Origin of the sequence: Streptomyces sp. NPDC005799 (genome assembly GCF_040630525.1) — a bacterium.
Classification (GTDB): domain Bacteria; phylum Actinomycetota; class Actinomycetes; order Streptomycetales; family Streptomycetaceae; genus Streptomyces; species Streptomyces griseorubiginosus_B.
Map to the genome: position 1 here is coordinate 1 of NZ_JBEXXQ010000087.1, position 22,638 is coordinate 22,638.

Sequence of the window (22,638 nt, forward strand, 5' to 3'; positions counted from 1 at the left end):
GGCCCGCGCGGCCACGGTCCGGCGGGCCGGGCGCGGCCCCGGACCGGGATCGCCCGAACGCTCCGGTCCGCGGGGCCCGGAGCTGCCGCCGACCGGGGCGATCGCCTCTTGCCGTGGCGGTGTCTCCCCCTCGGTCCGAGGCCCCTGACCCTGCGCTGTGCCGGCCGTGAGAGTCACGGTCCCTCCAACGTCACACCACGGACGGTCGCCCGTCCCCCGTCGCCGATGAGTGTGCAGCTGGATTCGGCCTCGGGAAGCTGTCATTGACGGGTTCCTGATGACTGCTCAGCCGGGATTGACGGGACCTTGACGAGGCTCGCGGACCCGCGGGGCTGCCGGTGTACTGCCGGGGAGGTCGCCCCGGTCACCCGAGAGGTCCTGCGCGAAGCGGAGCCGGACCGCGCCCGCGGGCCGAGGGTGCACACCGGCTGACGTCCGGTGTCAGAATCCCGTCAAGATTCGACCGTACGGCGCTAGGACCCCGTTAGCGACAGTCGCCGGACCTCACAGGGGCGCCTAGCGTCAGCGCCATGCGACGGAGCGGACCGGCTGGCTCGGCCGGCGACCGCCACTGGCGTGGCAGTGCCCGGCTCGCGGTGAGCTGCGCCCTGATCTTCTGCGCCATGAGCCTCCTGGTCGACTGGGACGCGGCAAGCCTCACCCCCCTCCGCGCCCTGCTGTGGGTCACCCTGTCGGCCGCCGTATGCGCGGTACTGCTGCCGCCGCGTATGAGCGCAGGCCGCGGCTGGCTGGCGGTACGCACCCCCTGGCGCAGGCGAGTGATCCATACGGACGCCCTGACAGCCGTACGACAGTACGATGGTGTCTCCTCCCACCTCGTCCTGCGGGACACCCACGGCCACACACTCGAACTCGACCCCCGAGTCCTCACCGCCAACCCGATGCTCTGGCACGAGCTCGACACGGGCGTCCGCCGCTCCCTCGAGCGCGGAACTCTCCGCCACGGAGCGGACGTCATGCAGCGCCTGGGACATCACATCGACGACGAGACGGCCGAGGCGGTGCTCCGGGCGTCGGGGCTTTCCTGACTGCGAAGAGCACCCTCTCCGTCCCCGGACACAGGCTCCACGCCGGCCGCTTCTATGCCCGCGATGACCGCTTCCCTCGGTCCGGCCGGTGCGGGCGAGCGCTGCGGGGCGGCTTTGGACGGTGTCCAGGCACGGCGTGCGGAAAACGAGCGGAATACGACAGGTCAGGGGGCCGCCCGGACGGCCCCCTGACCTGTCGGTGTCTCAGCCGTTGGCACCGGCCGGGGTCGTGGTGGTGGTGAAGCCCTCCTTCTTGTTGGCGTTGAGGGCGAACTCGTTGGTGAAGGTCTTGCTCAGGTCCACCGACGAGGTCACGTTTCCGACCAGTTGCTCGGTGGCCAGGGCGGTCTTGGGGCCACCGGCCGGCATGATCCCGTCCGGCAGGAACTGGCCCTTGTCCTCGGTCAGCGCCGTGACGTAGTCGGCCTTGGTGACGAGCTGGTTCTGCACGAACGAGGCGGGCATTTTGTCGGCTATGTCGGCCGCGCTGTGCGTGTTGATCCAGTGCATCGTGGCCACCAGCGCGTCGACGACCCGCTGCGTCGCGTCCTTGTGGGAGTTCACCCAGTCGGTACGGGCGAGGATGCTCGCGCCCGGGAACGCGCCGCCGAGGGCCGCCTTGGCACCGGCGGTGGTGGCCAGGTCGATCGCGGAGGTGCCGACGCCCTTCTTCTGGATCGCGGCGACCGTCGGCTGCGTCGTCATGACACAGTCCGCCTTGCCGTTCTGCAGCGCGGCGACGGCGGTGGAGCCCGCGCCGACCGCGAGCCGGTGGAACTGGCTGGCCTTGACACCCTTCTTCGCCGCCATGAACTGGGTGAGGGTGTCGGTGCCGGAGCCGATGTCGGTGACGCCGAGGGTCTTGCCCTTGAAGTCCGCGGCCGAGGTCACGCCGCTCTTCTTGGTGCACATCTCCCGCTCGCCGGGAGCGCCGGACAGCTGGACGACGTCCTCGACGGCCTTGCCCTTGGCCTGGAACTCGATGGTGTGGTTGTACCAGGCGCCGGCCATGTCCACCTGGCCCGAGGCCATGGCCTCCTCGGCGCCGACCCCGCCGTTCTGCTCGGTGCTCAGCTCGACCTTGACGCCGTACTTCTTGTAGAAGCCCAGGTTCTCGGCGAGCTGGTACGGGAGGTAGATCTGCTTGTCGATGCCGCCGACCATGATCTTGACGGTCGGGGTGCCGCCGCCGGACCCCGACGACACGGAACTGCCGGAGCCGCTGGAACACGCGGTGGCGGCGCCGAGGGCGAGGACGGTGATGATCGATGCGGTGAGGGTTCTTTTGAGCATGGCGGGACCTGCGCCTTTCGCGAAAGGGTCATGAGGGGAGGAGCGGGAGTCAGAGGGAGTTGGCCTCGGAGGGGGCCGGCGGGCGCCAGGCGAGCAGCCGGTGTTCGAGCTTGCCGATCAGCCACTCCGCGCCGAGGACGATCACCGCGATGACGAGCATCGTGGCGAACACGCCGTTGGGATCGAAGTTGTTCTGCGCGGTCTTGATGACCAGGCCCAGGCCGCTCTGCGCACCCAGCACCTCGCCGACCAGGGCACCGACGATGGCGAAGCCGAAGGCGCTGTGCAGGCTGGCGATGATCCAGGTCAGCGCCGAGGGCACGATGACGTGCCGGGTGATCTGCATCCGCGAGGCGCCGAGCACGCGTACGTTGGCGAGGACGTTGCGGTCGACCTCGCGCACGCCCTGGAAGGCGTTGAAGAAGACGATGAAGAACACCAGCACGGCGGCGAGCAGGATCTTCGGGGTGACACCGATGCCGAAGGCCACGATGAAGATCGAGCCGAGGACGATGCGCGGGATCGCGTTGACCATCTTGATGTAGGGACCGAGCACATCGGACAGGTAGCGGCTCTGCCCGAGCGCGACGCCGAAGACGATGCCGGCGAGGGAGCCCACGACGAAACCGGCCAGCGCCTCCTGGATGGTGGTCCAGATGTTGGCGTAGAAGGAGCCGAACTGGGTGCCGTGCTGGAAGAGGTCGATCAGCCGATGCCAGATGCCCGACGGCTGCCCGAAGAAGAACGGGTCGACGATGCCCCAGGTGGTGAACGCCTGCCAGCCGCCGATCACCAGGACCGCGAGACCGACCCGGCCCGCCCACACCCGGGCGACCCGGCGCCGCGCCGCGCGCCGCGCGCCGCTGGCGGCGGAGCCCTTGCCGCCGTCGGCGACGGAGGCCGCGGAAACGGTGGACGTCGTACTCATTCCTTGCCTCCTGCGGTGAGTGCGTACGCGCGCTCCACCTCTTCGCGCAGCGTGTCCCAGATCTGGTGCTGGAGTTCGATGAAGCGCGGCTGGAAGCGGATCTCCTGGACCGCGCCGCGCGGGCGGGGCAGGTCGATGTCGAAGACCGCCTTGACCGAGCCGGGGCTGGAGGTCATCACGACCACCCGGTCGGCGAGCGCCACCGCCTCGTCCAGGTCGTGGGTGATGAAGATGACGGAAGGACGGATCTGCTCCCACAGGGTCAGCAGCTCGGTCGACATGATCGCCTTGGTCTGGACGTCCAGCGCACCGAACGGCTCGTCCATGATCAGGATCTTGGGTTCGTTGATCAGCGCCGCGGCCATCGCCACGCGCTTGCGCATGCCGCCCGACAGCTGGTGCGGGTAGCGGTCCTCGAACCCGGCGAGGCCGACCCGGCGCAGCCAGTCGCGCGCCGAGGCCTGGGCCCGCTGTTTGGGCACCCCGCGGAAGACGGGGCCCATCAGGACGTTGCCGAGGACGCTCTTCCAGGGCAGCAGGGCATCGCTCTGGAACATGAAGCTGACGCCGTCGGTGATGCCGTCCACCTCACGGCCACCGACCTTGACGGAGCCCTCGCTGGGCCGGTCGAGACCGGACACCATGCTCAGGGTCGTCGACTTGCCGCAGCCGGTGGGGCCCACCACGGCGCAGAACTGGCCCGGTTCCACGGTGAACGACACGCCGTGCAGCGCCGTGAACACCTCACCGGCCGGGGTCAGGAATCGCTTGGTGAGCCCGGAGATCTCGATGCGCGCGCTGTCGCGGCCGGTTTCGCCGGCGGCCGGGCTCGTGGCGACGTCGTTTCGCGAGGCCATGGGCACCTGCCTCCTTTCGTCCTTGAAGGTCGGGGAAGGCAGACGCTAGGGGCGGCCGGGTATTACGTCGCTGTTTCCGAGCTATCTCGCAATAGTTGCGTAAAGCGGGCTTGTGCTCGTTTTGCTCAGTGGACGGAGGGTGGGCAGCGTTCCGGCCATGGGGCACAATCGCGCCACCCGGGCACAGCGAACAGCCCCGGCGCGCATCACCAACAGGACCCCGGCACTTGTCGCCACCGGAACGAAGAGGCACCAGTGATACCCATACGTTTCCGGACAGGTCGCGGAGGAAAGCGGAGGCTTTCCACGCGGATCCTCGCCAACCAGCTGCTCATTCTCGCTCTCACGGGCCTGATCGGCTTCGTCCTGTTCGCGTTCGCCCAGCGGTCCGAACTCGACCGCTCCTACGAGCAGCGGGCTCTGGCGATCGCCCGCACCACGGCCGCCGAGCCGCAGATCAAGCGGGCCATGGAGGACGGAGGCGGCGGTGATGTGGTGCAGACGGTCGCCGAACGCATCCGCCGGGCGTCCGGGGCGTCGTACGTCGTCGTGATCGATCTGCACGGCATCCGGCACTCGCATCCCCTCCCGGCCCTCATCGGCGAACCCGTGGCCGAACCGGTCATCGCCAAGGACGGCCGCGCGCACGTCGGCACCGACCAGGGCGCGACCGGACGGTCCGCCAACGCCAAGGCCCCGCTGTACGGGCCTTCCGGCGCGCTGGCCGGCGAGGTGTCGGTGGGCATGCCGGAACACGACGTACTCGGGGAGCTGTGGCGCGAGCTGCCCACCTTCGGGCTGTACGCCACCATCGCCACGGCGATCGGTGCGGCGGCGGCCTCGCTGCTCGCGCGGCGGCTGAAGCGGACCACGTTCGGTCTGGAACTCGAGGAGATCGCCTGTCTGCTGCAGGACCGGGAGGCGATGCTGCACGGCATCCGGGAGGGCGTGGTGGCCTTCGCGCCCGACGGAAGGATCACGGTCGTCAACGACGAGGCCCGGCGGCTGCTCGGCCTCGGCACCGGGCTCGGCCACCGGCTGGAGGAGATGCTGCCCGACGGCCGGCTGCGCCGCGCGCTGGACGGGACGCTGACCGGCACCGACGTCAGCGTCCTGACCGACGACCACTGCCTCGTCGTCAACCGCATGCCGGTCACCCTGCACGGCCGGGAGCTGGGCGCCGTGGTCACCGTGCGCGACCGGACCGAACTGGTCGGCCTGCTGCGCGAACTGGACTCGGTGCGCGGGCTCACCGACGCCCTGCGGGCCCAGCAGCACGAGTTCACGAATCGGATGCACACCCTGGCCGGCCTGCTGGACATCGGCGAACACGAGTCGGCGTACGAGTACGCCATCGAGACGGCCCGCTCCGGGCAGGCGCTGACCGAGGCGGTACGCCGGCACATCGGAAACCCGCTGTTGGTCGGGCTGATCGTGGCCAAGACCACGGTCGCCGCCGAACGCGGGGTACGTGTCGTCCTCACCGACGACTCGGCGCTCGGTGACGACCCGCCGCACCTGCACCGGCTGCTGACCATCGTGGGCAACCTGCTCGACAATGCCATCGACGCGACGGCCGAGGCGCCGCCCGGCGACGGTGGCCGCCGGATCCGGCTGACGTTGGTCGAGAGCGACGAGCTGATCTTCGTGCGGGTGGCGGACAGCGGTCCCGGTATCGCCCCCGGCACCGCTCAGTCGATCTTCGAGGACGGCTGGTCCACCCGCCCCGAGCGGGGCACCGCGCGCCGCGGTCTGGGGCTGGCCCTGGTGCACCGACTGGTGCAGCGGCACGGCGGCACCATCACGGTCGGCGAAGGCCCGGGCGCGGTGTTCACGGTCGTACTGCCGCGGCCGGACGCGGCCTCGACAACCGAACTCCCCCAGTTGACGACGGTGCTGCCGACGGGAGGTGACCCGCGATGATCCGGACCCTGGTGGTGGACGACGACTTCCGGGTCGGGCAGATCCACAGCGACTACGTGCTCCGGGTGCAGGGCTTCAAAGTGGTCGGCGTGGCGGCCGGCGTGGCGGAGGCTGTGGCCGCGGTCCACGCCCTCCGCCCGGACCTGCTGCTGCTCGACATCTTCCTGCCCGACGGCAGCGGACTCGACGTCCTGCGCAGGCTCAGCCAGGACCAGGCCGACAGCCGCCCCGACGCGCTCATGATCACCGCGGACCACGACATCTCCTCGGTCCGCGCCGCGATGAAACTCGGTGCCGTCGGCTACCTGGTCAAGCCCTTCGGCGCCGCAGACCTCGCCGAACGCCTCGACGCCTACCGCCAGTTGCACGCCCGCGTGGACGCCCTCAGCCGTACGGCCGCGGCGGACCAGGCCGATGTGGACGCCCTGTTCAGCGCCGCCCGGCCGCCCGCCGTCCCGCGCATCCCGGCCAAAGGCCACTCCGCGCCCACGCTCGGGGCGATCCACCAGGCCCTGCGCACCGCCCGCACCGACCTGTCCGCCGCCGAGGCCGCGGAGGCGACCGGCGTCTCCCGCGCCACGGCCCAGCGCTACCTCTCCTACCTGGTCAAGGAGGGCACGGTCCGCCTGGAACTCCGCTACGGCACCAACGGCCGCCCCGAACACCGCTACCGCATCGCGCGCTGAACCGCGCCGCGGACACCGCGTGGGCAAGGCAGCCGACTCGTGGTGCTGCTTGCGCCTGAAACCAGCCATGCCGACCGCACCCTGTCCATCCACCCCATCCGCACCCGGCGTCATAGGGTCTTCGCGCCAGTGCCTCGGTCGCGCGTCCGCGCGGCTTTTGCGGCCGAGGCACCATCCCGGGCGTGATGCGTGCTCATCCAGTGAGACCGAGTTCGCGTAGGGCGTCGGCGGGATGGTTGCGGTACTGGTCCGCCGGACGCGGTGAAGGGAAAGATCCACACGGATGCCGAACCCGGCATCACCCCAGCTCCGCTTGGCGTCGCCGGCACTGCCGCCCGCGCCGCAGCGCTCGCAGAAGGCGGACAGGACGGTGCGGGAGTGCCGTCGGAAGTCAGGACTGCGCAGGGCCGGCTACGCGGCGGCCTCCCAGGTGAAGCCGTCCGGGTCGGTGAAGGTGCCCGCGGTGCTGCCGAGGACGATGTGGTGCGAGCCCGTGCCGTCGGCCTCAACGCCGAGATCCTTGGCCAGGGCACGGCGCTTGTACAGGGCCAGCTTGACGGGGCTGGACTGACCGGAGGCGAACTCGGTGTACTTGCCGCCGAAGCTCTTGGCCACGGTCAGGCCCCGGCCGACGTAGAACTGCCTGGTGGCCTTCACGTCCTCGACGCCGAGCAGCAGCACGACCTCGTCGATCTCGCGGGTGGCGGGTCCGGGGTCCTTCTTCGCCGAGGTCGCGATCTTCCAGATCGTCCCGTCCGGAGCCTGGACGACGCCGCCGTAACCCCACAGCGACTTCGCGGCGGGCTTCAGCACCGTGGCGCCGGCGTCCACGGCATCGGCCACGAAGCCGTCGACGGTGGCCGGTCCGGACACCGTCAGCGCCATGGTGAAGCCGCGGAACCCGGTGGAGTGGGCCTCCGAGGCCCGCAGGTCCATGTAGGCGTCCACGCCGAAGGCCGTGTAGAAGCGGCGGGCGGCCTCAAGGTCGGCCACCTCAAGGGTGACGGACGCGAGGGACGTGTGAGCAGCGGTGGAAGTGGTGTTTGCCATGACCATCACGCTAGAGCCTGCACGGCGGCCGAGGCTTCTCCGATCCTGACCGGTCCCGCCGCTTGCCTCACCACGCACGCCGACACCCCCGAAGAAAGCCCGCTGCAGACCGGCCACGAGGGCGGCATGCTGCCTTCAGTAAAGACCACCACCCGGCCGCCCTCCCTCAGCTCATCCGGCTGGGGGTCATCAAGCCGCGGACGTACTGGCCGCGTCGGATCGCAGGCGCTACAGGGCGGCGGCAGGACCCCCTCGGCGACCACCATGCCTTTCACCTCAACCGTGTCGCCGCGTCCCGCCGCTGGAAGCGATGAGTTTGGCTGCGGAGCGCAGTCTCAGCACCGTAGGCAACCGATGGGAGTGGATATGGACCAGCTGAATCAGGTGGCCGACGGCGTCTGGGTGCGGCAGAGCGGGTGGGTCTGGAGCAACTCCATCGTTGTGCGTGGGGAGGATGGGTTGATCCTGGTCGACCCCGGTATCGACGGCTCCGAGTTGGACCAGCTCGCCGATGCCGTGGACCAGCTCGGCATCCCGGTGGTCGCCGGGTTCTCCACCCATCCCCACTGGGACCACCTGCTCTGGCATCCCCGGTTCGGCGACGTGCCGCGCTACGCAACCCCCGCCGCCGCCCATGTAGCCGGCGAAGCCCGAGAGCGGGCGCAGGCGATGGCGGCGCAGAGCGCATCGGGCGTTCCCCTCGAGCCGATCGCGCTCGTCACCGCGCTGCCCGCGGGGGGCGGACCCGTGCCGGGCGAGATCGTCGAGCATGGGGCGCACGCTGTCGGCCACGCCGCGATCCTTCTCCGTGACCGTGGCGTCCTGCTTGCCGGCGACATGCTCTCCGACGTCCTGATCCCACTCTTCGACGCTCACCAGGACGGTCAGCTGAGCACTTACGAGACAGCTCTCGACCGGCTGGACGAGGCCGCCAAACATGTCGATGTCGTGGTACCCGGTCACGGCGCCGTGGCCGCGGGCCCCCAGGTGGCCGCTCGCCTCGCCGCCGATCACGCCTACATCGACGCGCTCCGGCGAGGAGAGGAGCCCGTCGACGCGCGCCTGGGGCCGCATGCGGACTGGCTGTCCGGCCCCCACCAGTCGAACCTGGAGCAGGCGCGAGGGTGGTAGGGCCTTCTCATCGCTCACGAGTCCCTGGCGGTCTGCCGGATCGGCACCGTCGACAAAGCGGCCGGCTCGACGGAACCTGCCGGCGACCGCCGGAGTAGGCGGGAACAGGAGGAAGCCACACGGCACCCGCTCGAGACGGCAGCTGATCATGAAGTCAGGGCCTCACGCGGGGCACTGGGCCGCGACTTGTCAGAGCCCGGCTGCGTCGACGGCACGCGCCCCCGTCATACGGTCCGGGAGCTGCGGGGTGTCCGGGGGCCGGGGCCTCGATAGACGTAGGGCGTGGTGCCGGAACGCGGTGTCTCCGCGACGGCACGCAGGAGGGTGTGGTCGGGAGAGAGAGCGCACGCGGGGTCGGTGCGCGCGGCTTCGCCGGTGAGTGCGTGGGCCTGACAGCGGCAGCCGCCGAAATCGGTCTCGCGGCGGGGACAGCCCCGGCACGGTTCGCTCATCCACTCGGTGCCGCGGTAGCGGTTGAAGGCCGGAGAGCTGTTCCAGATCCACTCCAGCGGACGGTCACGGACGTTCGGCACGTCCAGATCCGGAAGGCCTCCCGCAGCCGGGCAGGGCAGGACCCCGCCGTCCGGAGCGACGGTCAGCGACACCGCCCCCCAGCCGCCCATGCACGGCTTCGGTACGCCGTCGAAGTAGTCCGGCACGACCCACACCAGCTCGATGGTGCCCGCCAGTTGCTCCCGACGCCGCTCGACGGCGTCCCGGGCGCGGGAGAGCTGGTCGCGGGTGGGCAGGAGCGCGGTGCGGTTGCGCAGGGCCCATCCGTAGAACTGGGTGTTCGCCAGCTCGATGCGGTCCGCGCCCCAGGCCACGCCCAGGTCCACGACGGCGTCGACGGCGTCGAGGTTGTCGCGATGCAGCACGACATTGAGACCCAGCGGCAGTCCGGCCTCGCGTACGAGCGCGGCGGCACGTTCCTTGGCGGCGAAGGACCGCTTTCCGGCGATCCGGTCTGAGGACGCCGGGTCCGCGTGCTGCACCGAGAGCTGGACGCTGCGCAGTCCGGCGGACACCAGCGCAGACAGCCTCGGCGCGCTCAGCCCGACCCCGCTGGTGACCAGTTGGGTGTAGATCCCGGCCGAATCGGCTGCGGCGACGATCGCCGCGAGGTCGGGACGGAGCAGCGGTTCGCCGCCGGAGAGATGGGTGTGCACGACGCCGAGATCCGCGGCCTGCCGGAGCACGTCACCCCACTCCTCGGCGGAGAGCTCGCGCGAACGGCGTACCAGTTCCAGCGGATTGGAGCAGTAGGGACAGTGCAGCGGGCAGCCGTGCGTGAGTTCAGCCAGCAGGGCCCAGGGAGGAGACGGGGACGGTGATGGAAGCGGCGTGGGCGCAGAAGTGGTCATCGCAGCCAGCCCTCCTGCCGTACCCGGTCCAGGAACCGCGGCACCTCCACCGTCACGGGCGCTCCGGGAAAACGCGCCGCCAACGCGTCGACGATCTCGTTCACCGACCGGTGTCCGTCGCACAGCCACAGGACGTCCGCCGCCCTTCCCTCCAGTACGACCACCCGTTCGGGCAGGACCAACAGGTAAGTCCGGCGGACCCGGTCGTGCCGGAGCACGACCGATCGCTCGAGGGCGGGCCGCCAGCCGTTCACGGCCGCACCTTTGTGCCCGCGCGATCGACCGAGTCCAGCAGTGACCACAGCACATCGCACTTGAAGGAGAGGGCCGCCACCGCCCGTTCCTCGTCGGCCTGTCCTTTCGCCCAGTCGAGAACGAGACCGAGGGCCTCCCTGCTGTCCTGTCGGCCTTGGGTTTCACGGGCGCGGAAGTAGGCGAGTCCGTCGGCGTCGATCCACCGGTAGTGGCGTTCGAAGGCGCCGATGCGGGTGCGCATGATGCCCGGGGCGGACAGCTCGGTGAGGGACGCGGCGACGGCTTCCAGCGGGGAGCGGAGCCTGCAGAAGTTGACGTAGCCCTCCACGGCAAGCCGTACGCCGGGGAGCACACCCTGTCCCGACAGGAGTTCGGACCGGTCGATGCCCGCTGCCTCGCCCAGCCGCAGCCAACGCTCGATGCCGCCTTCCCCCTCGGTCAGACCGTCGTGTTCCTTGATCCGTCGCATCCACATCCTGCGCAGCCGTGGGCTGTCCAGTTTGGCGAGAATCAGAGCGTCCTTGACGGGGATGTACCGCTGGTAGTGAAAGCGGTTGAGGATCCAGCAGCGCAGCTCGTCGGGGGTCAACTCACCCTGGTGCATCCGCACGTTGAAGGGGTGGCGGTCGTGGTAGCGATCTCGTGCCACGGCTCTGAGCCGGTCCTCCAGCGCGGTGGTCGCGCCGTCTGCCGTGGCGGACGTACCGGCTCCGCCTGCCGTCGTCGTACCCGCGCCGGTGCTCACAGCTCGATCACCATTCCGTCGTTGGCCACCTCGATGCCCTGGGCGGCGAGCTGACCGTGCAGCGGCGAGCCGGGGTCGACGAGGGGATTGGTGTTGTTCAGATGGGTGTAGAAGCAGCGTCCGCCCAGCGGGGCAAGGCGCTCCGCGGTGCCGCCCGGACCGTCGATCGGAAGATGGCCCATACCGGTCGCGGTCCGCTTGGAGATGCCGGTTCGCCGGGGTTCGTCGTCGTCCCAGAACGTACCGTCGACGATCACGCAGTCGGCCGCGGCGACAGCGGTCTGCAGAGCCTCCGGCCACGCCGCCAGCGCCGGGGCGTAGACCACGGACGCACCGGTGGCGAGGTCGGTGAGCCGCAGGGCGACCACCCATTGGTCCTGATCCACGCCCGGGGAGTCCGTCGCGGGGCACGGCGCGGGGTGCGTCCCGTTGCCTGCCCCGGCGTCCGCCCCCATGTCTGCCGCATACCGAGGGCGTTTGGCGGAAACGGGGATCGCGCTGATCGTGACGGGGGAGCCCGCGCACAGCGGTTCGGGCCGGTCGGGGGTCAGCGCCCGCCAGGTGAGCGGGGTGTACGGGCCGAGTACGGCACCCAGGGACAGCCGGGTGAGCAGGGCTTCGCGTACGGCGCCGGTGGCGAGCACCTCCAGTCCGCCGTCGCCGGCTTCGCGCAGTCGGGCGATGCCGAGGGTGTGATCGAGTTCGGCGTCCGTCAGCACCAGCCCGGCAAGAGGGGTACGCCGCGCCCCGGGGCCGGGGTGGAGCGACGGACAGTCCTCGATCTGGTCGCCTATGTCGGGTGTGGCGTTGACGAGATACCAGTGGTCTTCGGACGCACGCACGGCGAGCGAGGCGTGGCGGCGGCGCCAATGGGGGTGGACGCGTGCCCCTGAACAACCGGGACACGCGCAGTTCCACTGCGGCACGCCGCCGCCCGCCGCGGTGCCGAGCACTTGCAGCAGCACGGCGGCGCTGCTAGCGGCTGCTCAGGGAGTAGGCGGTGACCTCCAAGGCGGTCTCCACGACTGCGTAGTCGGGGGTCTGCCAGGTCCCTGATTCCTCATCTTCGGGCTGTGAGTGCTGCTCCACCGCATGCTGCACGGATTCGGCCATAACGATGTCTGCCTTTCGTCGGGGACCGCTGCGCTCTGTGTTGAGAATCCTCAGCCGAGCCATCCGGGTCAATATCGCGACAGGAAATTGCTCCGATCTTTTCTGGCCGAATTCACTCATCACCCTGGGGCGGCCACATGCACCGCAGTGCCACATTCCGGCTTATCTCGGTGCTTTTCTTGAGGTTTTATTATGCAGGTATGGACCTTTGGGCTTCATTCGTTCTCGACGGATCAAGTCACACCTCCTACCTTCCAAGACGCCATCGGCCCGCATGCGCGCTGGGCGGTGCCCACAGGAGGTGGTGACTACGCGCGCCGTTGTCCTCGCCTTGCTCTTCGAGCGGGCAGTGGCCTGATTGATCATTGCGTGGCTCCCGTCCGAAACCGAGACTGCTGTGGGCCGACGGTGACGCGCAGAACGGGGCGCTCGGTGAAACGCATCCACTTCACGGCGGAGGACCTGGCGCGCACCCGCGTGGCCACGACGATCGGCGTGGCTGCGGAGACGATCGACACTGTGAAGCTGTTGAAGGACCGCGACGCCAGTCTCGCCTTCCGCCGCTGGCACCTATCGGTACGTGGGCGGCTGGGCCAACAGGCCGGCCCACTCGCCGCGTTGCTGCCCGCACGGGGACCGCTGATCGACGCGACGAGCCTGATGGGAGACACGGGATCCATCGGCACTCGTCTGCTGAGAACGAATCGGGTTCGCCGGGTCGACCCACGTGGCTGTCGGAAGGGTTGGCATCCGAAAGCACCGCTGCAGGCACAGTGACCGAGCCTGTAGCTGTGCGCCGCGTGGCCGAAGCGCAACTCGCCCGGCGGACGTCGGCATCCGTACCGTCGCCGCCGGACCACCGAAGCTGCCGGACCCTGAGGTGCTCGGTATACCCGTGGTTGTGCTGTGCCCGCCGATTCAGCTCCAGGTTCTGCATGCCGGCTGAGGCGCGGATGCTGTTCAGTGCCGGGTCACGGGTGGTTCGCAAGGTTTCCACAAGGTCCCTGGCGCAGTGTTCGGTGGCAACGCGGAACGCCGCTGAGCGGGACCGGGATGACGGTGCCCTCTCACTCAGCGGGGTGTCCCGCCCCCCGTGCCATCTCCTCAAAGGAACGAGCCACACATGCGCCTCCCGCTACTCAAGCGCACTCTCGCCATGACCGTCGCCGTGGTTGCCGGTTCGGCGGTCTTCACCGCCGCCCCCGCCCACGCCGACTCGTACAAGGGGTGTGGGTACCCCCGCGTCTGCTTCTACCTCACCAGCGCCGACTGGGCTGCGAACCGGCCCACCGCTGCGTACCAGGACGTCACCGACTACGTCCAGAACCTGGGCCCGAGGAGCAGGGGGGGCGGCCTACGTATTCAACACCCGCAACGACGACCGAGTGGTCCTCAGGTACCTCGGAAACGGCCAGACCCGCTACGAATGCATCGATCCGAACGAAGGGCGCGCGTACCCCTCCAACTTGACAGTGACCGGCATCATGATCCAGACCGCCTCCAGCTGCCCGCCGGGGACCTGACCCACCTACACCCACCGGTGTCCGGCGGCCGGAGCACGTCCCCCATGGAGGGAAGGCAGCCTGGCGGGGAGCTAGCCGCAGCCGCTTCCGCCACGGTGATACCAAGCGACTCCGGCTCCAACTCTCGTCGGGCCCGGCCGGACAAGAGGGGTCCCCGGACGGCATACCGCACGAGTCACCGCAGTTCGCCAAACCGGGGGGCCACTACCCCGTGGGGGCGAGGCGAACCACGAGGCGGACGTATCGCCAGTCAGTCACCTGTAGATCTTGCCCGGCTCGGCCTTGGCCGGAGCGAGGAGCTGGGAGACGGTCACGAAGGTGTAGCCCTGTTTGCTGAGCGCCTGCAGGATGGAGGGCATGGCCGGCACGGTGCCCTTGTGCAGCGGGTGGAGCAGGATGATCCCGTCGCGGCCGGCGCCGTCGAGCACACGTTTGATGATCAGCGCGCTGTCGTCCGTTTCGTAGTCCTTCGCGGTCACCGTCCACAGCACCTGCGCCATCCCCAGTTCTTTCGCGACCTTGGACACGCGGTCGTCGGTGCGGCCCTGGGGAGGGCGCATCAGCGTCGGTTCGCTGCCGGTGATGCCCGAGATGGCCCGTGCCGTGCGGCGCAGTTCGTCACGGATCTGCGCGTCAGAGACATCGGTCAGCACCGCGTGCGTCCAGGTGTGGTCCCCGATCTCGTGGCCGTCCTTGGCGATCCGCCGCACCACATCCGGGTACTTGTGGATGCGCCGGCCCTCAAGGAAGAACGTCGACGGCGCCTTGTACTGCTTCAGGAGGTCCATGAGCCGGTCGGTGGGTTCGCCCGGGTTGCCGTCGAAGGTGAGCGCGATGCACTCGGCCTTGCGGCAGTCAACTTGCCCCGACGGTACGCCGGTTCCAGATGCGACCCGGTCACGTTCTTCGCGCGGGGAAAGGGTCTCCATCTTGTTCGCCTGGATGATCATGGCGACGGTCACCGTCACGGCCGCCACCACGGCCACGGTCAGTGATATGAGCAGGCGAGGCCGCTTTCTGAGGATCTTCACATGAAGGAGAGGATTTCAGCGTCGCAAGGGTTGCTCAGCAGCCTCGATAGTGAGGTAGAACACATGTGCGCACCGCGCTCAACTCCGAGGTACTCGGCCGTCGACGGTGGCGCTGTGCGCCTTGCGCCGGTATGCCCTGCTGCTGCCCCCTCCAGGCGTGCACATCGGCTTCCGCCTCCGCGGATTCCTCCACCCACGGCCACCTCACCGCCACGCCAGACCGCGCCCTGAAGCCTGCGGAGTCCTCCCGGCCTGGCGTCGTTGAGCGCGTCGGTGCAGACCATCACCGGCCCGGACCGTACAACTCCGGTCGCACCGGTGGCGCATGCCTTCTCCGCCGGCGCAAGGCCTCACCGCAGGTGCAAGCCCACGTAGGCCACTCGCACAGGGTGACGGCGAGGTCCTCCAGATATGTGCCAGTGCTGTCTCGCCCACCGGACTGCTCGGCACAGCCACCGGGTTCATCAGCTTCGGAGTTCCGCTCGGCAGGTTCAGGGGTAGAGGCCGGCCCGGAAGGTGAAGGAGACCAGTTGGGCTCGGTCGCGGGCGCCGACTTTCGTCATGGCTCGGACGGCATGCGTCTTCACCGTGAACGGTGACACGGACATCTGGGCCGCGATCTCGTCGTTGCCGAGACCACTTGCGATCAGAACGACCACGTCCCGCTCCCTGGGGGTCAGCGCACTGAAGCGTCGCAGCAGTTCCTTGTCGATCAGCGGGGGCGGACTGTCTGTCATGTGACCGATGAGCGCGGCCGTCGCGGCGGCCGACAGGGCGCCGCCACCGCCCACGACCTCGGCGATTCCGGCGACGAGTTCAGCAGGGCTCACGGTCTTGCTCAGGAAGCCGTTGGCGCCCGCGCGCAGGGCGGCGAGGACGATGTCGTCCTGGTCGAAAGTGGTCAGCACGATCACCCGCGTCTTCTCGGGCGGATGCTCTGCGCGGATCCGGCGCGTGGCTTCGACACCGTCGATGCCCGGCATCCGGATGTCCATCAACACCAGGTCGACGGGGTGGTCCCGGAGGAAGGGGACGACCTGGAGCCCGTCGGAGAGATCCCCCACGACGACGAGACTCGGGTCGAGCCGAAGCATCGTCCGGATCCCGGCCCTGATCTCGTCCTGGTCGTCGACGATCAGAATCCGTGTCATCGGACGAATTCTCCCAGCGGGCTGAACTCCGCATGGACCCGGAATCGCCCGTCGTCACTGTCGATCGTCAGCCGCCCTCTGGAGGACTCGACGCGTTCGCGCATCCCCACGAGGCCGAGTCCGCTGCCCGTGTCGGACCCCTGGGGTGAGTGGCCGACGCGATTCTCCACGGTGACGCGGATCCTGCCGTCGTCCTCGCGCACATCCACCGTTGCCGTCCCTTCTCCATGCCGGTAGGCGTTCGTGAGCGCTTCCTGAACGACCCGGTAGACCGTTACGCCGACGCTCGGCTCCACGAAGCCGACCGGGAGGTCGATGGAGGGCCGCACGTCGAGGCCGATGCTTTCGAAAGAGGCGATGAGTCCTTCCAGGCCGCTCAACGCCGGCGTCGGCCGGAGCGCCTCGTCGCCGGAGACGTCGTCCCCGAGGCGGAGGAGTGAGAGGATGCGCTGCGTCTCGACGACGACGGTACGGGCGCTGGACCTGGCCGAGACGAGGGCCTGCCGTGAGGAGTCGGCGCCCTCGGGCAGCCCGATCTCCGCCGCACCGAGGTGCACGCTCAGCATCGCGACCTGGTGGCCGATGACGTCGTGAAGGTCCCGGGCGATACGGAGACGTTCCTCGCTCACTCGTCGGGTGGCTTCGATCTCGCGGGTGGCGATGGCGGTCTCGGCCCGTTCCGCCAGGATCCACCAGTGCTCCCGATGGATACGGAGCGCTGCCCCCGTCGCACCTCCCGCCATGGCCGAGAAGAGGGCGGCGGCTCCCACGACCGCACCGCCACGGAATCCTCCGACCGTCATGAACGCCCCCAGGAAGAACGCCGCCACGATGCCGGTCCCGGCCAGCGGCTGCTTTCCCCTGAGGGTGACCGAGAACAGCACGAGCACCGCCATCATCCACACCGACAGGGGGTCGTCACCCACCGCTGTGACAGCGAAGGACGCCGCACTCGTCACGACCAGGCCGGCCCACGGCTTCCACCACGAGAGGCCGACGCCGACGCCGGCGAGAATCACGGACAGCACCGTAGGCCAGTCCGATCCCCTCACGGTCGCCGCCACGATCTGCCCGGTGAACACCAGCCCTGCCACCGCATAGGCGACCCGGTGCAGCACCTCGGGGCAACGGACCCACACTGGTGCGGCCGGCCCGTCCTGACTGTTCTGCGCCTTGGCCATGAGCCGATTCTCGTTGACGTGTGCGGCGGCCGTGTACTTCGAACGATGTAGACGGCCGAGCTGCTTCGGTCGATCGGGAGGGCTGGTCCCGTTCCGTCGAAGGTGGATGGCAGAAGTACTTCGTTCGAAGTACGCGGCCCCTCCCCAGGCCGCTGAGACTCCTCATCGAGGCGACCGTCTCACACCGTAACGATCACAACGGGACACCCGATGACTCAGACCACCGTAACTTCGACCCCTTCGGCCACGGCCAGGACGACGTCCTCCGCACTCCGATCGCTCCACCTGATCCGAGTCGCCTTCTCCCTGATCTGGGTGGCACTGGTCTTCACGACCTCCGCCTCGCTCCTGTCGACGGACGAGCCCACGGTGATCGCGGCCGTCCTGCTGGTCGTCTACCCCCTGTGGGACGCCATCGCCACGCTCATCGAGCGCCGCCTGACCGGCACCGGCTCCACCAACAGCGTCAGCACCATCAACATGGGGCTCGGCCTCACCGCCACCGCCGGGATGATCATCGCCGTCTTCTCCACCATCGGGACGGCCCTTCTCGTCTTCGGCATCTGGGCCCTCCTCTCCGGAGCCATCCAGCTCGTCGTGGCGATCCGACGCCGGCGCACCGTCGGCGCCCAGTGGCCCATGGCCATCAGCGGCGGACAGTCCGTCCTGGCCGGCGCCACCATCGCCGCCACGTCTGCTTCGGCGACGAGCAACCTGTCCACCGTGGCGGGGTACTCGGCGTTCGGCGCGTTCTGGTTCCTCGTCTCCGTCATCGCCCTGAGCATCCGCAGCCGACGCGAAAGGCGCTGACCGCTGCCGTCGCAGACACCGCAGGTAATGTGCTCCTGGGGCGTGGGGCGCCACTGAATTGACGTACGACTCGGCACACTTGAGCGTGCCGACCATGGGGGTGGAATGGGAGTCGCGTCGACGACGGTGCGCGCGGTGAACGGGTTGACCGCGCGGTGGGCGGCCGCCTCGGAGAAGGGCACTGCGTTCTCGGCGGCGGGGGTGTGGCCGCTGCTGGCCCACCTCGCCGACGGGGCCGGGGGTGCGGCGCGGGCCGAGCTGACCGAGGCTCTCGGGCTCCCTACCGGGCAAGCGACGGCCGCTGCCCGCGAGTTGCTTGCCGCGATGGGCACCATGCGGGGACTGGACACGGCTCTGGGGCTGTGGACGAAGCGCACGCTACAGCTGAGGCAGGAGTGGGAAGCAGGCCTGCCGGCCGACGCCCATGGGGTACTCACCGGAGATCCCGTGGCCGACCACCAGGCGCTGGACGCCTGGACGGTGAAGCGGACCGGCGGGCTGATCGAGCGCATGCCGGTCACGCTGACCGAAGACACGGAGATGGTGCTGGCGAGCGCGCTGACCCTGCGCACGAAGTGGCTGAGCCCCTTCGACGAGACGGAACTGGAGACGGCGTACGAGCCCTGGGCCACCGAGCCGCGGCTGGGACTGCGGCGCTCCAGTGCCGTGCTGGACCGTGTCGGGGTGGCGGACACAGCCGGCGGATACGTCACCGAGCTGAAGGTGCTGGGCAACAATGCGCTGGACGTACATCTGCTGCTCGGCGAGGAGGGCATGGAGCCGGGGCAGGTGCTGGGAGCCGGGGTGGACATCCTCGCCGGCCGGTGCTCGGTCGTGCCGGGGCCGCGGCTGCCCTACGGGAACGTGGGCCCCGGCCTGCGGGTGGAGAAGGTGCGCTGTACGCGGCCCGAGCCGCCGTCGCTGGACGTGACCACCGTGGCGTACGACATGAAAGTGAGCCACGATCTGCTGAAGCTGCACCGGTTGTTCGGGCTCACGACCGCACGGGACACCTCGAGCGGGCACTTCCCCGGCATCAGCGCCTTCCCGCTCGCCATCGGGTCGGCCGAACAGAACACCCTGGCGCGTTTCGGCGCGTTGGGCTTCGAGGCCGCCGCGGTGACGGCGTTCGGTGCAGTCGCCGGCGGTCTGCCCGACCTCCGCTACGTCACCACCAGGATCAGCGCCGCCTTCGACCGGCCCTTCGGCTTTCTCGCCCTGCATCGCCACACACGGCTCGTGCTGACGGCGGGCTGGATCACGGATCCGTTGCCGTACCCCCATTACGACGAGGAGGACTGGCGGTGAGGGCGTGCCTCTCAATCCAACTGGGCCTCACTTGAACGACGTACCCGCCGACGAGAGCGAAGCCGACGTCGCCGGCGAGGAGATCCCCCGCTGCTGCCGTGCATGATCCCGGAATCCGCGGGTTCCATTGCCGTGGCCTACCACCGTCCCAAGCCCGTGCTGCGAGCTGGAGGGCGCCAGCCCGGACACGCGTTCACGCGTCTTGCGCATGCGGGACGGCTACGTCGTACGCCTGCCCGGCATCAACCGGCGCTGAAGGCTCGGGGCTTCTCGTCGGAGTGCAGGCGGAGCCGATCCCTGGCGGATCGATGCAGGTGAGGACAGCTTCCCAGTCTTGTGCTAGAGCGGCCGTGGCAGGACGCCGTGCATCTCCCGAGCGATGCATGCTCGCTGTCGCTGCCGCCGCTGCTCCACCCCCGGGGTCCGCTGTGCCCCGTGCGATGGACACTCCGCCGTATCCGGGTTGTCCCGGAACCGGGTCCCTGGGCCGGCATCAAGTCCGAGCCGCTCGCCACAGGCCGGGTCGTACCGGACAGGTGCCCGCCGTCACCATGGGCCAGACGATCAGGCCAGGCCCACTCAGGCGGCGAAGCCGATGTTCGTGACGTACTCGTACTGGCCCCACTGCGAGCCGAGGTCGACGACCTGATCGATCCAGGCGTTGTCCAGCTCCGGGTCGTCGCCGGCCGCCCACGCGGCCACGATGCGGTCCCAGCGGCGCACGTTGAGGGTGCGGAACTCCACGACGCGCTGGCGAGGGCGGTCGACGCCGGACTGGTTGAGGGGGTGGATCTCGACGCGGGTGCCACGACCCTCGCGGTTGAGGCGGGCGGTGAGGTAGCGGGCGATGTTGTGGCGGCGCACGGTGCGGTAGGCCTGCTCGATCCGCTCAAGGTTGCGCCTCGAGGGCGCGCGCCGGCCGTCGAGCCAGGCGTGCAGGGTGCGGTCGGTTACCGTCAGGCCGGCCACCCGGGCTGCGGTGCGGGCGTGGTCGGTCCGGGTGAGGTAGTGCAGTCGCGCGAGCAGGCCTCGGCGGACGGTGACGGGGGTGGTGATGTAGCCGGCGAGGGCGTCCAGCTGGCGGGCGACGGCTTCGTGGCCCTTCATGCCGCGCGCGCCGTACTTGCCGAACTCGATGTTCCGCTCAGGCATCAGCTCTTCCGGTCTTCCGGTCACACGTTGTGTGGATCACTGTAGGGGGTGTACGGGCCGTACGAGCGGTCGATGCCGCGCGGGTCCGGAGCGGGTCAGCTGTCGTCGGCGGGGTCGGGACCGACTCCGACTCCCACTGTGTAGATGTCCTTGATCTTCACCTCGGTGACTCCGCGGCCCTCGGGGAAGACCGCGCGCCAGTCGCCGATGACGTGCAGTTCGTCGGTGCCCATCGCGCGCACCACCATCAGGCCCTCGTCGTAGGCGCGGTGGGCTTTCCACCACAGGTTGGCGAAGGCCTGGGAGCGGATGAGGTGCATCCAGTCGGTGCGGTACAGCTCCCGGTTGTAGTTCGACTCCCCCAGCGTCGACACGAACTTCGAGTACATGGCCTTGACGTACTCCAGCGTCACCTCGTCGCCGTTGTCGATCGCCCGCTCCCGGGCGTCCTTGAGGGCCACGCGGAACTTCTCCAGCAGCCCCTCGGTGGCGCCGGAGGTCCACGACTCGTGGATCTCGGGTGGCTCGCACAGCCCGTATTTCGGGCCGGACAGACGCAGCAGCAGGCGCAGGGTCGGTTCGGTCACCCACAGCGGGCCGGGCTCGTCCCGGGAGCCGATCGGGTTCGGCAGGAACGCGTCGTGTTCCCAGGTGGGCGGGGTGATCAGGTGGACGCCGGCGCGACGGCGGTCGTGGTGGTCGCCGGTGGAGTGCTCCAACTGACCGAGCGGCAGATGCGTCTTGAGCGCGCTCAGGTAGGCACCGTTGACGTCCAGTGCCGTCACTTCATGCTCGCCGGGCGGCAGTTCGGGCCTGGTCCATCTGGGGCGGGCCTCCCAGATCTGGTCCGCGCCGCGCGCGGTCTGCTTGCGCAGGATCTCGGGCAGCCACGGGTGCGCGATCACGTCGTAGCGCCCGCCTTTGCGGCTGTGGTCCAGCAGCGCCATCGCATCCGGGATCGCCCGTTTGATCAGCGCCGCGGTGGCCGCGTCCGTGTCACCGGCATGCTCCTCGAGCGCGGCGGCGACCGCGGAGGCGATCAGGTCGGGGGTGTCGGCCGCCTGTACGCGGCGGCCGGCAGGGACGATCCGTACCCCGGCGGCCGGTCGTGCGCCCGAGTGGGGCCGGGCGGTGGAAGGGGGTGGGCTCGGCGCGGCGGGCGCGGCTGGGGTGGTGCCGGTCACCGCTGCGGCGCACTCGGCGGGGTCGAGGTGCTGCGGGTATCCGGCCACCTCCTGGAGGGCCGGCTGCCCGCACAGCACGCACGGCCGCGCGACGGCGAGTACGTCGACATCGTCGTCCTGCCCGACGCCCGGCCCGTCAACCGCGGACACGTCGCCCTCGGGCTCTTCGACCGCGGGGTCCTCCGCACAGGCGGCCGCCAGCTTGGTCCGCGCTCCCTCCAGGAAGTACGCGTACTTCTCCCGTACGTCCCCGCTCGGCTCCCGCCCCGTCTCCCAGCCCCCGACCGTGGAGGGGCTGACGCCCAGGGCACGGGCGAGATCCGCACGCGAGAGGTTCAGTTCTTCCCGCAGAGCGCGCCGCTCCTCGGCGGGCGGCAGCGCGACGTCCTTGCCGGCTCTGGCGAGCAGCGCGTCGATCGCCTCGAAGTCCGCCATCACACTCCCCCGTCCGTCACCGCCGCGGGGCGGGGCGCATCGGACTGGCGGCCGACGGTACGACGCCGCCCGGCCGGCAGCGCCTCCACAGCCCGGGTCGGACCGGCCAGGAGATCGAGGACATCGATGCCGTAATGCACGGCGACCACCTCACAGTCGGCCAGACTCCACGCCGCGACACCCGACTGACGGCGGCTCACCTGCGCCTGGCTCACGCCCAGCGCGGCCGCGAGTTCGGTCTGCGACTCCCCCACCGCATGCAGAAGCGCCGCCACGGCCGACCGCACGCGCTCCTCCAGCGCCATACTCACAACGCGGAATCTACCATCAAGAACTCATCATTGATGCGTATGACGCATCGACATGAGAGGCGTTCATACGGCGTGCCGGCCACGGTGCGCCTCGATGACCTGGATGGGGCCTGGGAAGGGGGTCGGCGGGCATCCGGTCTCTGGGTCCGGCCGGCGGC

General features: G+C 69.7%; 22 protein-coding genes. 7 read left to right on the top strand and 15 right to left on the bottom strand.

Features of this window, described 5'->3' with window-relative positions; genetic code table 11:
- The first annotated feature begins 530 nt into the window (after positions 1-530).
- Complete coding sequence (locus tag ABZ453_RS47195) at positions 531-1,049, top strand: hypothetical protein (protein ID WP_359025660.1); 519 nt, start codon at positions 531-533, stop codon at positions 1,047-1,049.
- 204 nt (positions 1,050-1,253) lie between these two features.
- Here ABZ453_RS47195 and ABZ453_RS47200 read toward each other — a convergent pair whose 3' ends face one another.
- From ABZ453_RS47200 to ABZ453_RS47210, 3 genes are read right to left on the bottom strand one after another with little or no spacing between them, the layout of a single operon-like run.
- Positions 1,254-2,342: an ABC transporter substrate-binding protein gene (locus tag ABZ453_RS47200; protein ID WP_359025662.1), complete on the bottom strand. Its 1,089-nt coding sequence runs from the start codon at positions 2,340-2,342 to the stop codon at positions 1,254-1,256.
- A gap of 49 nt (positions 2,343-2,391) precedes the next feature.
- A complete protein-coding gene (locus tag ABZ453_RS47205) occupies positions 2,392-3,270 on the bottom strand; it encodes an ABC transporter permease (protein WP_359025664.1) in 879 nt (292 codons plus the stop codon).
- Positions 3,267-4,127 carry an ABC transporter ATP-binding protein gene (locus ABZ453_RS47210; protein WP_359025666.1) on the bottom strand — a complete coding sequence of 287 codons (861 nt, stop codon included), beginning with the start codon at positions 4,125-4,127 and terminating at the stop codon, positions 3,267-3,269. The genes ABZ453_RS47205 and ABZ453_RS47210 overlap by 4 nt, the downstream gene beginning before the upstream one ends.
- Positions 4,128-4,382: 255 nt before the next feature.
- Between ABZ453_RS47210 and ABZ453_RS47215 the strand changes: the two genes are divergently transcribed.
- Both ABZ453_RS47215 and ABZ453_RS47220 read left to right on the top strand, forming a co-directional pair.
- Complete coding sequence (locus tag ABZ453_RS47215; protein WP_359025668.1) at positions 4,383-6,050, top strand: sensor histidine kinase; 1,668 nt, start codon at positions 4,383-4,385, stop codon at positions 6,048-6,050.
- Positions 6,047-6,736, top strand: a complete 690-nt coding sequence (locus tag ABZ453_RS47220; protein ID WP_359025670.1) for a response regulator — start codon at positions 6,047-6,049, stop codon at positions 6,734-6,736. The genes ABZ453_RS47215 and ABZ453_RS47220 overlap by 4 nt, the downstream gene beginning before the upstream one ends.
- A gap of 411 nt (positions 6,737-7,147) precedes the next feature.
- Here the strand turns inward: ABZ453_RS47220 and ABZ453_RS47225 are convergent, their stop codons facing one another.
- The gene (locus tag ABZ453_RS47225; RefSeq protein WP_359025672.1) at positions 7,148-7,792 is read right to left on the bottom strand and encodes a glyoxalase; all 645 of its coding nucleotides are present in this window, start codon (positions 7,790-7,792) and stop codon (positions 7,148-7,150) included.
- 360 nt (positions 7,793-8,152) lie between these two features.
- Here ABZ453_RS47225 and ABZ453_RS47230 point away from each other — a divergent pair, with 360 nt between their 5' ends.
- Positions 8,153-8,917: an MBL fold metallo-hydrolase gene (locus tag ABZ453_RS47230; protein WP_359025674.1), complete on the top strand. Its 765-nt coding sequence runs from the start codon at positions 8,153-8,155 to the stop codon at positions 8,915-8,917.
- Positions 8,918-9,141: 224 nt separating this feature from the next.
- Here ABZ453_RS47230 and pqqE read toward each other — a convergent pair whose 3' ends face one another.
- From pqqE to pqqA, 5 genes are all read right to left on the bottom strand, one after another.
- Positions 9,142-10,281: a pyrroloquinoline quinone biosynthesis protein PqqE gene (gene pqqE, locus ABZ453_RS47235; RefSeq protein ID WP_359025676.1), complete on the bottom strand. Its 1,140-nt coding sequence runs from the start codon at positions 10,279-10,281 to the stop codon at positions 9,142-9,144.
- The gene (gene pqqD / locus ABZ453_RS47240) at positions 10,278-10,535 is read right to left on the bottom strand and encodes a pyrroloquinoline quinone biosynthesis peptide chaperone PqqD (protein ID WP_359025677.1); all 258 of its coding nucleotides are present in this window, start codon (positions 10,533-10,535) and stop codon (positions 10,278-10,280) included. The genes pqqE and pqqD overlap by 4 nt, the downstream gene beginning before the upstream one ends.
- Positions 10,532-11,206: a pyrroloquinoline-quinone synthase PqqC gene (gene pqqC / locus ABZ453_RS47245; protein ID WP_359025709.1), complete on the bottom strand. Its 675-nt coding sequence runs from the start codon at positions 11,204-11,206 to the stop codon at positions 10,532-10,534. Before pqqC ends, pqqD begins: the two co-directional genes overlap by 4 nt.
- 71 nt (positions 11,207-11,277) lie before the next feature.
- A complete protein-coding gene (locus ABZ453_RS47250) occupies positions 11,278-12,246 on the bottom strand; it encodes an MBL fold metallo-hydrolase (protein WP_359025679.1) in 969 nt (322 codons plus the stop codon).
- A gap of 10 nt (positions 12,247-12,256) precedes the next feature.
- Positions 12,257-12,394: a pyrroloquinoline quinone precursor peptide PqqA gene (gene pqqA, locus ABZ453_RS47255; RefSeq protein ID WP_133042405.1), complete on the bottom strand. Its 138-nt coding sequence runs from the start codon at positions 12,392-12,394 to the stop codon at positions 12,257-12,259.
- Positions 12,395-12,826: 432 nt separating this feature from the next.
- Here pqqA and ABZ453_RS47260 point away from each other — a divergent pair, with 432 nt between their 5' ends.
- On the top strand, positions 12,827-13,171 hold the full coding sequence (locus ABZ453_RS47260; RefSeq protein WP_359025682.1) for a hypothetical protein: 345 nt from the start codon (positions 12,827-12,829) through the stop codon (positions 13,169-13,171).
- 1,000 nt (positions 13,172-14,171) lie between these two features.
- Here the strand turns inward: ABZ453_RS47260 and ABZ453_RS47265 are convergent.
- The 3 genes from ABZ453_RS47265 to ABZ453_RS47275 form a co-directional block, all read right to left on the bottom strand.
- On the bottom strand, positions 14,172-14,948 hold the full coding sequence (locus ABZ453_RS47265; protein ID WP_359025683.1) for a polysaccharide deacetylase family protein: 777 nt from the start codon (positions 14,946-14,948) through the stop codon (positions 14,172-14,174).
- 491 nt (positions 14,949-15,439) lie between these two features.
- Positions 15,440-16,099, bottom strand: a complete 660-nt coding sequence (locus tag ABZ453_RS47270) for a response regulator transcription factor (RefSeq protein ID WP_359025685.1) — start codon at positions 16,097-16,099, stop codon at positions 15,440-15,442.
- Positions 16,096-17,280: a histidine kinase gene (locus tag ABZ453_RS47275; protein ID WP_359025687.1), complete on the bottom strand. Its 1,185-nt coding sequence runs from the start codon at positions 17,278-17,280 to the stop codon at positions 16,096-16,098. The genes ABZ453_RS47270 and ABZ453_RS47275 overlap by 4 nt, the downstream gene beginning before the upstream one ends.
- Positions 17,281-17,490: 210 nt before the next feature.
- On the opposite strand from ABZ453_RS47275, the gene ABZ453_RS47280 reads away from it, so the two are divergent.
- On the top strand, positions 17,491-18,090 hold the full coding sequence (locus ABZ453_RS47280; protein ID WP_359025689.1) for a DUF308 domain-containing protein: 600 nt from the start codon (positions 17,491-17,493) through the stop codon (positions 18,088-18,090).
- 105 nt (positions 18,091-18,195) lie between these two features.
- On the top strand, positions 18,196-19,398 hold the full coding sequence (locus tag ABZ453_RS47285; protein ID WP_359025691.1) for a serpin family protein: 1,203 nt from the start codon (positions 18,196-18,198) through the stop codon (positions 19,396-19,398).
- Positions 19,399-19,977: 579 nt separating this feature from the next.
- On the opposite strand, the gene ABZ453_RS47290 is transcribed toward ABZ453_RS47285, so the two are convergent.
- From ABZ453_RS47290 to ABZ453_RS47300, 3 genes are all read right to left on the bottom strand, one after another.
- Complete coding sequence (locus ABZ453_RS47290) at positions 19,978-20,550, bottom strand: transcriptional regulator (protein ID WP_359025693.1); 573 nt, start codon at positions 20,548-20,550, stop codon at positions 19,978-19,980.
- Positions 20,551-20,645: 95 nt separating this feature from the next.
- On the bottom strand, positions 20,646-22,169 hold the full coding sequence (locus ABZ453_RS47295; protein ID WP_359025695.1) for a helix-turn-helix transcriptional regulator: 1,524 nt from the start codon (positions 22,167-22,169) through the stop codon (positions 20,646-20,648).
- Positions 22,169-22,474 (bottom strand): helix-turn-helix transcriptional regulator, encoded by a 306-nt coding sequence (locus ABZ453_RS47300; RefSeq protein WP_359025711.1) that lies wholly within the window; start codon positions 22,472-22,474, stop codon positions 22,169-22,171. The genes ABZ453_RS47295 and ABZ453_RS47300 overlap by 1 nt, the downstream gene beginning before the upstream one ends.
- Positions 22,475-22,638: the final 164 nt, after the last annotated feature.